Raw genomic sequence first — 12,138 nt, forward strand, 5'->3', positions numbered from 1 at the left:
GACCGGTGTCTGGATTAGTTCGCATTGCCTGACCACCGGCCAATTCGTCGCTGAGGGGCACAAATTCCGTTTGCCTCAAGAGCCTTACAGCAAGGGCCGTGCCGTATACCGACCATCCCAATGTGGGAGGGGGCTTGCCCCCGATAGCGCTGGGTCAGTCAGCCCATCTACCACTGACCCACCGCCATCGGGGGCAAGCCCTCTCTCACAATTGTTTCAGGCCCGTGATCTATTTCAGGGCACTACCGGCAAAACGATCTCACACAGCGCAATCAGCACTCCACCCAGCTCACCGCCAGGCCTCCCCGAGAGGTTTCTTTGTACTTGTCATGCATGTCGGCGCCGGTGTCGCGCATGGTGCGTATCACCCGGTCGAGGGAAATGAAGTGCTTGCCGTCGCCGCGCAAGGCCATTTGGGTTGCGTTGATCGCCTTGACCGCCGCGATGGCATTGCGCTCGATGCACGGTACTTGCACCAGGCCGCCGACGGGGTCGCAGGTCAGGCCCAGGTTATGTTCCAGGCCGATTTCGGCGGCGTTTTCCAATTGCCCGGGCGTGGCGCCGAGGATCTCGGCCAAGCCGGCGGCGGCCATGGCGCAGGCCGAGCCGACTTCGCCCTGGCAACCGACCTCGGCCCCGGAGATCGAGGCGTTTTTCTTGCACAGGATGCCGACGGCGGCTGCGGCCAAAAAGAAATTGACCACGTCGTCGTCAGACGCGTCGGCGTTGAACTTCATGTAGTAATGCAGCACCGCCGGGATGATGCCGGCCGCGCCGTTGGTCGGTGCCGTGACCATGCGCCCGCCCGCGGCGTTTTCTTCGTTGACGGCCAGGGCGAACAGGTTGACCCACTCCATTGCCGACAAGGTGGACGTGATGACATTCGGTTTGCCGATTTCCAACAAGTTGCGGTGCAATTTTGCCGCGCGGCGCGGAACGTCGAGGCCGCCAGGCAAGATGCCTTCATCGCGCAAGCCTTGTTCGACGCATTCGCGCATCACCGACCAGATATGTAGCAGACCGCTGCGAATGTCTGCGTCACTGCGCCACGCACGTTCGTTGGCCATCATCAGCTCCGACACCCTTAAACCGTGCTGCTTGCACAGCGCCAGCAGTTCGGCGGCGCTGGAAAAGTCATAAGGCAATGCCACATCGCTGACCGGCGTGATGCCCGACGCCGCCTCGGCCGCCTCGATGATGAAACCGCCGCCCACCGAGTAGTACGTTTCTTCACTCACCAGGCCATGGTCGCCATAGGCATGTAGGGACATGGCGTTGGGATGGTAGGGCAAGCTCTCTTCGAGCAGCAGGAGGTCGGCGTGCCAGTTGAAGGCGATATCCTCGGTGCCTGCCAGCAGTAAACGGCCGCTGTCGCGCAGTTGCTGAATACGCGGATTGATCGAGGAGGGGTCGACCTGATCCGGCCACTCGCCCATCAACCCCATTAAGCAGGCGCGATCCGTGGCATGGCCGACACCGGTGGCGGACAGCGAGCCATACAGGCGCACTTCGACGCGGCGGGTGCGGCTGAGCAATTGTTGCTCCGTCAGCGCCTTGGCAAAGGTCGCGGCTGCGCGCATGGGGCCGACGGTGTGAGAGCTGGACGGGCCGATGCCGATTTTGAATAGGTCGAAAACACTGATAGCCATGCTAAAGCCTTACAAGCAATGGAGTGGGAATCGCTGCCATTTTTTGTAGGACGAGCGCAATTGGCGCGATACTGAGCGCCTGTAACACCACTGACCAACGAATTCTCCTAAGAAACCCTTTAGCAGGACTAAACCCTATGGTTCGGCCACTCCATGGTCAGACGTACGTCTGGCTGCATGTTTTCTCCTGTGCGGCGCGGCATTTGTCTTTCACCCGCTGCGCCGAAGAACTGCACATCACGCCGGGGGCGGTGAGTCAGCAGATTCGCCAATTGGAGGAGCGCCTAGGCTTTCGCCTGTTCCATCGGCGCGCCCGGGGCGTGGAACTCAGTGCCGAGGGGCAGCGATTAGCGGCGACGGTGGGGGAGGCCTACGGCAGCATCGACGCCGAGTTGCGGCGGCTGGACGCGGGCATGATCAGCGGCACCTTGCGGCTGCGGTCGATCCCGTCGTTCCTCGGTAAGTGGTTGACCCCGCGCTTGCCGCGTCTGCAGCAACGCTTTCCGGATATCCAACTGCGCCTGGTCGCCGAAGACAGCAGCGTCGCCCTGCACGAAGGCGACTTCGACCTGGCCATCGACCTCAACGACGGCAGCTACCCTGGCCTTTTATCCACAGCCTTGCTCGACGAACAGATCTTCCCGGTGTGCGCGCCGAGCCTGCTGCGCGGACGCCCGCCGTTGCATGGCCCCGTCGACCTGGCGCATTTCCCGCTGTTGCACGACATCACCGCCTGGCGTGGGAGTTATGAGTACGCCGAGTGGGAGTTCTACTTGAATGCCATCGGCTGTCACGACGCCGATGTGCGCCGCGGCCATACCTTCAACCGCAACCACCTGACCATCGAAGCGGCCATCGCCGGCATGGGGGTGGCCATTGCGCGGCGTACCTTGCTCAACGATGAGCTGGAGCGCGGCACCTTGATCGTGCCGTTCGGCCTTGCCGTGCCGAACCACAAACGTTACGTGTTGCTGTACGCGCCAGGCGCGTTGAGCCACCCGGGCGTGCGCGCGGTACATGACTGGCTGGTAGAGGAAGCGGGGGTTTTTCGCAGTTTGCACCCGTTGGGAGAGGCGCAATGATGAAGATCGATAGGACGTAAGAAGATGTAACTAACTCCCCACCCTACCAGCGTTTTTGCTTGTCGTCAGGGTTAATTTGTAATGTAGGATTTATCTTTGCAAAGGGGTTGAATTGTTTCCGCAGGTGCTCAATTGTGTAATCAAGAGGTCATGGTTTCACCACAACGGTGTTGCAGTTTGTGATCTCTCGCGAGCTAGCTGAAATAAGGGAAGAACTATGCAAATCCAAGTCAATAGCGATAACCATATTGAAAGCAGCATCCGACTGGAGGAGTGGGTACGTACTACCATTGAGAGCACGCTCGAACGTTATGAAGAAGACCTGACCCGTGTCGAGGTCTACCTGCGGGATGAGAACGGCGACAAGCCTGGCCCCCATGATCTGAGTTGCCGCCTGGAAGCGCGGCCAAAAGGCCATCAAGCGCTGTCGGTATTGCACAAGGCCGATACCTTGGAACAAGCGATCGACGGTGCAGCGACCAAGCTGGACCACGCGCTGGAACACCTGTTCGGTAAACTGCAAGGCAAGCCTCGCGCTGCCGGCAAAGGCCAGCCGACCACCAAAGTCAACGAAGATGAGCTTGAACAGGAGTTCCTGGAAAAAGAACGCGCCGTTTTCAACGGCTGATCACTGACCGTTCTGTCATCCCCTCTGGAAACGGGCCTGCACACGCAGGCCCGTTTTTCGTTACTGGACTCGTCGGAAAAAGTACCCGCTCAACAGCCCCAACCCAGCCGCTCCCAACCCCGCGAATACCATCGCCCAGCCAGCCCCGTGGCGCAGCGCCGCCTGTGCATCCGCCGTTGTCAGCCCCGCCGCGTTGAGTTTGCCCGCTGCAAGTTGCTGGCTGATGGCCGGCCATGTCTGGGCCGAGCTGGCAGGCAGCACACTGCCCAGGTAGTGGCTGATGCCCAGCAATACCACCAGGCCCATCAGCGCAATAGCGAGCGCCAACGTAATCAGGCGCGCGCTCAGATCGATGCCCGACGCCATTCCCGCCCGATCCGCCGACACCGAACCGGTAGTGGTGTTGGTGGTTGGGGAATTGATCAGCGCCAGGCCCACGCCGGCGATCACACAACTGGCCAGTATCCATCCGACAGCGGCGTGCTCGGCTTGGTTAGCGGCGGCCATCGCCAGAAAACCCGCCCCCATCAAACCCAGGCCCAGCGGAATGATGCGCTCGGCACCATGGCGCAATGCCAGGCGCTCGGCTAGAGGCGGCACCAGCAAGGTGGGCAGTGTGTAGGCGAGCAGCGCAGCGCCGGTAGTGAGGGTGTCGTAGCCCAGGCCGGTCTGGAAATACAGCGGCAGGTAGATCATGAATGGCCAAAAACTGACGTTCATGCCGATCGACCCCATCAGCGCGCCATTGAAGCGGCGAATGCGGAACACCGAAAAATCGAACATCGGGTGCGCACTGTGCCGTTCGATCTGCACGAACAACAATAAGGCGGCCGCTGACAGACTGGCCCAGCCCAGCATCGCCGGCGTGGCGAAGCCGTTTTCGCTGCCCTGGGTGATGACATACACCAGGGCAAACACCGCCAATGTCAGGGTCAGCATGCCGCCGATATCCAGGCGGTAGGCGGCCGGATCGCGGGATTCCTGCACACTGATGCGCAACAGCAACAGGGTGAACAGTGTCAGCGGCACATGCACCAGAAACACCCAGCGCCAATCCGCGACCGCGAGGATCAACGCGCCGACCATCGGCCCGAAGCCCAGGCCGATACCGGCGATCACACCCCAGATGGCGAATGCCCGCGCCCGTGCCGCCGGTTCACGGAACAGATGCGAGAGAATCGCGAACTGGCAAATCATCATCGCCCCGGCGCCGATGCCCTGAACAAAGCGTGCCGTGATCAGGGTGGCGGCGCTGTCGGCCAGCCCGCAGGCCAGTGACGCCAGCCCAAATAGCCACAAGCACAGCACGAGCACGCGTCGCCGCCCAAAGCGATCAGCCAGGGTGCCGGCCGCCATCAGCACGCTGGTGCAGGCCAGGGTGTAGGCATTCATGATCCATTGGGCGTCTTGGAAACCCGTGCCGAGTGCATGTTCAAGTGTGGGCAGAAGCACGGGCACGCTGGAGATTTCCAGGCCGAACATCAGCGCCACCAGGCACACGGCGGTGAGGGCGATGGCCTGTCGGGGAGCGCGCGCGGGGCTGGCGGTCAAGGTATCGGCGGCGGGCATGGGATTCTCCTGTAAACAAAAATGGATTAGCTATTTTCAGGGGAATTGAATTCTTTATCCGTGATAAGTTTTCCGCCAGTTAGGGAATTAAAGGCGACAATCACATCATGGTCACCCCCCGTTTCGATGGCGTTGAATTGTTTTTGCAGATCGTTGAAAGCGGCAGCCTGACTGAGGCCGCCGAACGTTTGCACCTCACGCGGTCCGCCGTTGGCAAGGGCTTGGCGCGGCTGGAAGCGCGGCTGGGCACCTGTTTGCTACAGCGCTCCACTCGCCGTCAACGTCTGACCGAGGATGGCCAGGCGTACTACGAACATTGCTTGCGCGCCCAGGCGGAGCTGGAGGCTGCCGAATCGGTGCTGCAAAGCGGTCGGCAGCAACCGCGCGGGCGCCTGCGGGCGAGCGTACCGTTGGCGTTCGGTCATCACTACGCGGCGCCGGCGCTGTGGGGCTTGATGGACCGGTATCCAGGGCTGGAGGTGGAGATTTGCTTCGCCGATCGGCTGACGGACCTGGCGCAGGAAGGGTTCGATATTGCCGTACGCATCGGCGCATTGCCCGATACCGACCGGCTCAGCGCACGACGCCTGGGCGAACAAGTGATGGGCTTGGCCGCGTCACCGGCGTACCTGCAGCGCACGGGACCGATCCATCATGTCGACGACCTTGCCAGTCGCCGTAGCATCGCCTATCGCAGCCAACCTACGCAGCGTGCCGGCATCGCCTCGCCGTTGATCATGGACGACCTACAGGCCGTGGCCGATGCCGCGATGGCGGGTGTCGGCCTGGCGTGGTTGCCGAGTTGGTTGATTGCCCATTACGTGCTGCGTGGGCAATTGGTGGCGGTGCTGCCGGACTGCCGTGAGCAGCCCGCACCGATCCATGTGATCTGGCCAACGGCCACTCACCTGCCGGCCAAGACGCGCTGTGCCATCGACGCGCTGGTGGCCGGCACGCCCTCGTGCCTGGCGGGCAGTTGATCAGAACGCGATGGAGGTCTGCACATACACCGTGCGCGGTTCGCCGACGTATTTGCCCTTGTTGTTGTCATCGAACGAACGGGTGAAGTACTGCTTGTTGAAGATGTTTTTCACCCCGACCGCGACGTTCAGGTCCGACAGCTGCGGGCCGAAGTCGTATGCCGCGCGGCTGCTGAACAGCATGTAGCCGGGGATGCGTCCATTGGCACCGTCGGCGGTTTCGGCACGGGTGTTGGCGTTGTCGGCAAACTGGCTGCTCTGGTAGCTGCTGTCGAGGTTGAGCTTCCAGGGGCCTTCGGTGTAACCCACGCCCAGCGTGCCCTTGTGTTTGGACGAGAAGGGCACGCGGTTGCCTTTGTTTGGGCCGTCTTCGCGGATGGTGGCGTCGACATAGGCGTAGGACGCGTACACGTCGAAACCGGCCAGTGCCGGGCTCAAACCGTCGAGGGCGTAGTTCACGCTGGTCTCGATGCCCTGGTGCCGGGTTTCGCCACGGGCGATCACCGAATCGTTGGTCTGGTTGCTTTCGTACTGATTGTCGAAGTTGATCAGGAACGCGCCGATTTCCGCGCGCAGGGTGCCGTTGTCATAGCGGGTGCCCAGTTCCCAGGTGCGGGCTTTTTCCGGTTTGACTTCGCCGCTGGTCACGCGATTGGGCATCTGGCTGTATTGCACGCTGCCGAACGAGCCCTCGGTGTTGGCGTAGAGGTTCCAATCGTCGGTGACGTGATACAGCACGTTGAGCGCCGGCAACGCGGTGTTGTAGTCGCCCTTGTACTTGACGTTGCTGAGGTTGTTGGTCTGCTGGGATTCGATCATCTCGTAGCGAATGCCCGGGGTGAGGGTCCATTTGCCGATATCGATCCGGTCGTCGATGAAAAACGCATTGGCTTCGGTGCCGCCCCGGGTGTCGCGGTCGTTGCGGCTATCGGTGTTGGGGAGCTGCTGGTTATTGGCGTTGATCGGTGTGCGGTAGCGCAGTTCGTGGCCGGCTTCGTTGATATAGCGGTAGCCGACGCCGACTTCATGGCTGGTCGGGCCGAGGTCGAAGCCTTGGGCGAAGCGGGTTTCCAGACCGCGTACCCAGTATTCACGCGGCGACAGCGACAGGAACGTGCCCTGATCCAGGTAACCGCTGCGAAGGGTCTTGGTGAAGAAGCTGTTGACGGTAAATTCGCGACGGTCCTGCTCGTAGCGGTAGCCAACGTTGAACATCGTGCGGCGACCCCAGAATTTGTCGTAGGGGCGGGTGGACTGATACGGGTCGGCCTTGTAGTCCGCGACGTTCAAGCCGCCGGGCATATCGGCCTGGCCTTCGTAGTACTGCGCCATGGCATTGAAGCTGTTGGCGTCGTCGAGTTGGTACTTGCCTTTGAGAATCAGGTCGTCGATGCGTGTGTCGCTGTGTTCGCGCCAGTCGCCGCCCCGGGTGCCGGAGTACAGCAGCGCGCCGCCCAGGCCATTCTCGGCAGTGCCGCCGGCCAGCAGGTTGCCAGTGGTCTTGAAGCCATCGTGGCTGGAGGATGGGCTGGTTTCAGTCTGCAGGCCGCCTTTGACGGTGGGGGCGTCCGGGGTCGCACGGGTCACGAAGTTGACCACGCCGCCGACGTTCTGTGGGCCGTAGCGTACGGCGCCGCCACCGCGTACCACGTCCACCGCGTCCATATTGCCCATGCTGATCGGCGCGAAGGACAACTGCGGCTGGCCATAGGGCGCGAACGGCACCGGAATTCCGTCCATCAGCACAGTAGAGCGCGAGGCCAAGCGCGGGTTAAGGCCACGGATGCCGAAGTTGAGCGCCATGTCGTGGCTGCCGGTGCCGTTGTTGTCCGGGGCGTTGACGCCGGGGATGCGGTTGAGCACGTCGCGGGCCTGGGTGGCACCTTGGCGTTCGAACTCTTCGCGGCGGATCACGTCGCGGGCGCCGGGGTGTTCGAATACGTTGGTCTGTGCCGCATCGCCGAGCCAGTCGCCGACCACGCTGGAAGTACCCAACTCAATAGTGGCCGGTGCGCTGGCCGGTTGCACGCTGTAGGCGTTGTCGCCCTCGGCGCGTGCTTGCAGGCCGGTGCCTTCCAGCAGCTTTTGCAGGCCGTCGGCCGCACTGTAGTTGCCGGATAGGCCGCGACTCTGCAGGCCGGCGGTGACCTCGGAGCTGAACGAAATCAACACGCCAGCTTCGCGGCCAAATTGATTGAGCGCCGCCTCAAGGGAGGCGGGGGCGATGTGATAAGGCTTGGTCTCGGCCGCCATCACCGACGGCAGCACCGTCAGGCTGAGGCTGGCGCCGAGCAGCAGTTGGCGCAGGGTGCGGGCGAGAAGGGTGGGTTGCTGGGGCATGAAGGGCGGTCCTGAGAAGGAAGGATCAAGGGGGCTTTCCTTCTCTGTCACGCGAGGTACGGAAAACGGCTCACGGTGTTTGGAAATAATTTAAGCGCGGGCCTGCACCGTGACCCAGTAGCGGGTGAAACGCCGGACTTTCACCGGCAGGCTTATTTCCAGCAGGTCGAGGATGCGTTCGCTGTCATCCAATGGATAGCTGCCGGAAATCAGCAGATTGGCCACCTGCGGATCGCAATTGAGCTGGCCGCGGCGATAGCGTCCCAGTTCGCCGAGGAAGTCCTCCAGGCGCATATGGGCGGCCATCAGCATGCCTTCGGCCCAGGCGCCGCTGTTGGCGTCGGTGGCGCGCGGCGTGTCCCAGCCCTTGCGGGTGAAATTGACCTGGCGCATCGCCTCCACCATCAGCGGCAGGCCGCTGTAGGTGTTGGGCATCACCTCGACGCGGCCATTGAGCACCGCCACTTGAGTGTGATCGTTGAACTGGCGCACATTGACGCGCGCGGCTTGGCTGCTGAGCAGGCCCTGGCTGGTCAGCACTTGCAGCGGGCTACTGCCGGAGTTGGCGTTGAGCAGGATCTCGCCTTCGAGCAGGCGCACCAGGCGTTGTTCGCCATCGAAATGCACATCCACCGCGCTGCCGGTGTTGAGCTGCAATTGGCTGCCGTCCGCCAACTGTACCTTGCGTCGCTGGCCGACGGGGCTGCGGTAGTCTGCGGTCAGCGGCGGCAGGATGTGCTGCTGGCGCAGGCTCCAGGCCGCGGCCGAGCCGGCACCCAGGATCAACAACAACTTCAACGCCTGGCGCCGACTGTTGGAGGTTGGCGCATTCAGCGCTGCGTGGGCCAAAGGCGAAGGCATGCCGCGCAGGCGTTGATTGACGCGTTGGATATGCTCCCAGGCGCGCTGGTGTTCGCTGTGGGCGTTCAGCCACTGCTGCCAGGCGGCCTGCTGACGCGGGGTGAGCGCGCCTTGCTGCATTTCCAGCAGCCAGTGCACAGCTTGTTCAGCCACCTGGTGGGAAACGTTCATAGGGCGAAGTAGCAGCGCAGCGCCGCTTTATGCAGGTGGCGTTTGACGGTGGCGATGGAGATGCCCAACTCGGCGCCGATCTGCGCGTAAGTGAGGCCGTCGAGCTGGGCCAGCAGAAAGGCGCGTTTGACCTGAACGGGCAGGCCGTCGAGCAATTGGTCCAGCTCCATCAGGGTTTGCAGGATGACTGCGCGTTCTTCTTCCGAGGGCGCTACCTGCTCGGGCATCTGCGCGAGAGTTTCGAGGTAGGCGCGTTCGAGGTCCTGGCGGCGATAGAAGTTGTACAGCACGCGCTTGGCCACGGTGGTGAGGAAGGCGCGCGGTTCGATCAGCGTCGGGGTTTCGCGGGCGGTGAGCACGCGGATAAAGGTGTCCTGGGCCAGGTCGGCGGCACTTTCCGGGCAGCCGAGCTTGCGTCGCAACCAGCCGATGAGCCAGTGGTGATGGTCGTTGTACAAAACTTCGACGGTGTTGGACGGCGACAACGCGAACACTCCGCAAGCATCGGTAGGCGTTAGAGAACAAGAATTGTTCGCATTGTAGGGCCAGCAACGAGGTTCGGCAATCGGAACGGGGAGGTGATTCATCCGTTCTGTTTTGCTTATGAGAATATTTATCATTAATATTGCGCGCTGACGAACCTGGCGCCCTCCCATGAAAAGCAAACCCTCACTGCCTCTGGCTTACCGCTTTGCCGTCACGTCACGTGTGTTGGCGGCGGTCATTGGCGGCTACCTGATGGCCTCCCTGGCCAGTATCTGCCTGGCGCTGTGGTTGCCGACTTCTCGTGCCGACGCGGTGATCACCGGGATGATGAGTTCCTTTTTGTTCTATCTACTGGCCGTGCTCTGGTGCTTTGCCTGCCGTAGCGCCATGCGCGCCTGGCTCGGCGTGATGCTGCCCAGTGCGGTGTTTGCCACCCTGGCGGGTCTGGGGTTTTGGATGGCGCGTACATGAAAGAAGGCTTCCGTCAGGCCATGGCCTGGTTGCACACCTGGGCCGGGTTGATCTTCGGCTGGCTGCTGTTCGCGATTTTTCTGACGGGCACCCTGGCCTATTTCAAGGAAGAGATCAGCCACTGGATGCAGCCTGAAGTACAGGCGCATCCGCTGGACGACGTGCGCAGCCTGAACGTGGCGCAACAGTACTTGCAGGAAAACGCCCCGACCGCCGCGCGCTGGTTTATCAACCTGCCGGATGCCCGCGACCCCGGCCTCTCGGTGATGTGGCAAGACAAAGTCGACCCCGGCAAACGCGGCAATTTCATACAGAAAACCCTCGACCCGCTGACCGGCCTCGCCGTGCAGGCTCGGGAAAGCATGGGCGGCGAGTTCTTCTATCGTTTCCACTTCCAACTGCAAATGCCCCATCCGTGGGGGCGCTGGTTGTCCACCCTGGCCGCGATGGTGATGTTGGTGGCGCTGATCACCGGCATCATCACCCACAAAAAAATCTTCAAGGACTTCTTCACCTTCCGCCCGCGCAAAGGCCAACGTTCCTGGCTCGACGGGCATAACGCCGTGGGTGTGCTGGTATTGCCGTTCCATTTGATGATCACCTACAGCAGCCTGGTGATTTTCATGAGCATGGTGATGCCGGCGCCGATCCTGGCCTCCTACGGCAACGACACACGGGCATTCTTCAGCGAAGTATTCCCGGCCACCGATAACGCCCCGGCCCTCGGCCAGCCTGGCCGCTTGCTGCCGTTGGCGTCGATGTACGAACAGGCGCGAGCGCAGTGGGCGGGCGGCCATGTCGGACGTGTGGCGGTGAATAATCCCAGCGATGTGAATGCGTCAGTGAATGTGTTCCGCGCCGGTTCCGACAGCGTGGTGCATGACTTTGGCAGCACCGTGTCGTTCAACGGCACCACCGGCGAGCTGCTGCGGGTCAGCGGCGAGCCATCGTTGCCGGCGGTGGTCGGCGGCAGTTTCTACGGTCTGCACATGGGCCATTTCGCCGGGCCGGTGTTGCGCTGGTTGTACTTTATTTGTGGCCTGGCGGGCACGGCCATGATCGGCACCGGGCTGGTGATCTGGCTGGGTAAGCGGCAACTCAAACATGCCAAAACCGATGGGATGCCGTTTGAACTGCGTCTGGTGGAAGTGCTGAACATCGCCAGCATGTCCGGGCTGTTGATCGCCATTGCGGCGTTTTTCTGGGCCAACCGGCTGCTGCCGGTGAGCTTCGCCGAGCGTTCCAGTTGGGAGGTGCAGGCGTTCTTCATCGCTTGGGGCTTGAGCCTGCTGCACGCGATCCTGCGCCGAGGCCGCCAGGGCTGGGTCGAGCAACTGAGCGTCGCCGCACTGCTGTTTATGGCAATCCCGGTGCTCAATGCACTGACCACTTCCCATCACCTGGGGGTGTCACTGGCCAGCGGCGATTGGGCCATGGCCGGGTTCGACCTGACGTGTCTGGCCAGCGGCCTGTTCCTCGCTTGGGCCGCCCGCAAGATGCAGCGTCGCAGCGCGCCGGCGGCCAAGCCAGAGCGCCCACGAACCTTGACTCTCAAGCGCGAGGCCCACTGAATGTTGATCGCGTTGTTGATGTGTTACGCCGGGTTTACCGCGTTGTGCCTGGCCACCGACCGTCACCATGGCGAACTGCTGCGCAGTAAACCGTCGCCCGCTCGGCGCCTGGGCTTACGTGTGGCGGGCTGGTTGTTGCTGACGCTGTCGATAGCGCCGGCGGTCGCAGTCGCCGGCTGGGCTCAAGGCTTGGTGGAGTGGTGCGCGGTGTTGATGCTCAGCGCTTTGCTGCTGGTGCTGTTGTTGCCGTATCGGCCAAGGCTGGCCTTGATCCTGGCGGGCGTCGGCCTGCTGGCCAGTCCAGTTGCGGCCTTCGCCACCCTCTGAGCG

General features: G+C 62.3%; 11 protein-coding genes. 6 read left to right on the plus strand and 5 right to left on the minus strand.

Annotated elements, in window-relative coordinates; genetic code table 11:
• Positions 1-272 precede the first annotated feature (272 nt).
• Complete coding sequence (locus HRH33_RS06015; protein ID WP_167417248.1) at positions 273-1,649, minus strand: L-serine ammonia-lyase; 1,377 nt, start codon at positions 1,647-1,649, stop codon at positions 273-275.
• A 137-nt stretch (positions 1,650-1,786) separates the two neighbouring features.
• Here HRH33_RS06015 and HRH33_RS06020 point away from each other — a divergent pair, with 137 nt between their 5' ends.
• Together HRH33_RS06020 and HRH33_RS06025 are read left to right on the plus strand one after the other, a co-directional pair.
• The gene (locus HRH33_RS06020; protein WP_167417247.1) at positions 1,787-2,731 is read left to right on the plus strand and encodes a LysR substrate-binding domain-containing protein; all 945 of its coding nucleotides are present in this window, start codon (positions 1,787-1,789) and stop codon (positions 2,729-2,731) included.
• A gap of 217 nt (positions 2,732-2,948) precedes the next feature.
• The gene (locus HRH33_RS06025; RefSeq protein ID WP_167417246.1) at positions 2,949-3,359 is read left to right on the plus strand and encodes an HPF/RaiA family ribosome-associated protein; all 411 of its coding nucleotides are present in this window, start codon (positions 2,949-2,951) and stop codon (positions 3,357-3,359) included.
• A gap of 60 nt (positions 3,360-3,419) precedes the next feature.
• Here HRH33_RS06025 and HRH33_RS06030 read toward each other — a convergent pair whose 3' ends face one another.
• Positions 3,420-4,928: an MFS transporter gene (locus tag HRH33_RS06030; RefSeq protein WP_167417245.1), complete on the minus strand. Its 1,509-nt coding sequence runs from the start codon at positions 4,926-4,928 to the stop codon at positions 3,420-3,422.
• A 107-nt stretch (positions 4,929-5,035) separates the two neighbouring features.
• On the opposite strand from HRH33_RS06030, the gene HRH33_RS06035 reads away from it, so the two are divergent.
• A complete protein-coding gene (locus HRH33_RS06035; protein ID WP_123480636.1) occupies positions 5,036-5,908 on the plus strand; it encodes a LysR family transcriptional regulator in 873 nt (290 codons plus the stop codon).
• On the opposite strand, the gene fecA is transcribed toward HRH33_RS06035, so the two are convergent.
• The 3 genes from fecA to HRH33_RS06050 all read right to left on the minus strand — a co-directional run bounded on the left by fecA (position 5,909) and on the right by HRH33_RS06050 (position 9,765).
• On the minus strand, positions 5,909-8,248 hold the full coding sequence (gene fecA / locus HRH33_RS06040) for a TonB-dependent Fe(3+) dicitrate receptor FecA (RefSeq protein WP_167417244.1): 2,340 nt from the start codon (positions 8,246-8,248) through the stop codon (positions 5,909-5,911). It abuts the gene before it with no gap.
• A 90-nt stretch (positions 8,249-8,338) separates the two neighbouring features.
• Positions 8,339-9,280 (minus strand): FecR domain-containing protein, encoded by a 942-nt coding sequence (locus HRH33_RS06045; RefSeq protein WP_167417243.1) that lies wholly within the window; start codon positions 9,278-9,280, stop codon positions 8,339-8,341.
• Positions 9,277-9,765, minus strand: coding sequence for a sigma-70 family RNA polymerase sigma factor (locus tag HRH33_RS06050; RefSeq protein WP_167417242.1), 489 nt, complete (start codon positions 9,763-9,765; stop codon positions 9,277-9,279). Before HRH33_RS06050 ends, HRH33_RS06045 begins: the two co-directional genes overlap by 4 nt.
• A gap of 169 nt (positions 9,766-9,934) precedes the next feature.
• Here HRH33_RS06050 and HRH33_RS06055 point away from each other — a divergent pair, with 169 nt between their 5' ends.
• From HRH33_RS06055 to HRH33_RS06065, 3 genes are read left to right on the plus strand one after another with little or no spacing between them, the layout of a single operon-like run.
• Positions 9,935-10,237 (plus strand): DUF3649 domain-containing protein, encoded by a 303-nt coding sequence (locus HRH33_RS06055; RefSeq protein ID WP_167417241.1) that lies wholly within the window; start codon positions 9,935-9,937, stop codon positions 10,235-10,237.
• Entirely contained in the window at positions 10,234-11,808 is a 1,575-nt protein-coding gene (locus tag HRH33_RS06060) for a PepSY-associated TM helix domain-containing protein (RefSeq protein ID WP_034137109.1), read from the plus strand. The genes HRH33_RS06055 and HRH33_RS06060 overlap by 4 nt, the downstream gene beginning before the upstream one ends.
• Positions 11,809-12,135 carry a DUF3325 domain-containing protein gene (locus HRH33_RS06065; protein WP_034137110.1) on the plus strand — a complete coding sequence of 109 codons (327 nt, stop codon included), beginning with the start codon at positions 11,809-11,811 and terminating at the stop codon, positions 12,133-12,135.
• The last annotated feature ends 3 nt before the right edge of the window (positions 12,136-12,138 follow it).

It is taken from the genome of Pseudomonas rhodesiae, assembly GCF_013285305.1.
Lineage (GTDB): Bacteria > Pseudomonadota > Gammaproteobacteria > Pseudomonadales > Pseudomonadaceae > Aquipseudomonas > Aquipseudomonas rhodesiae.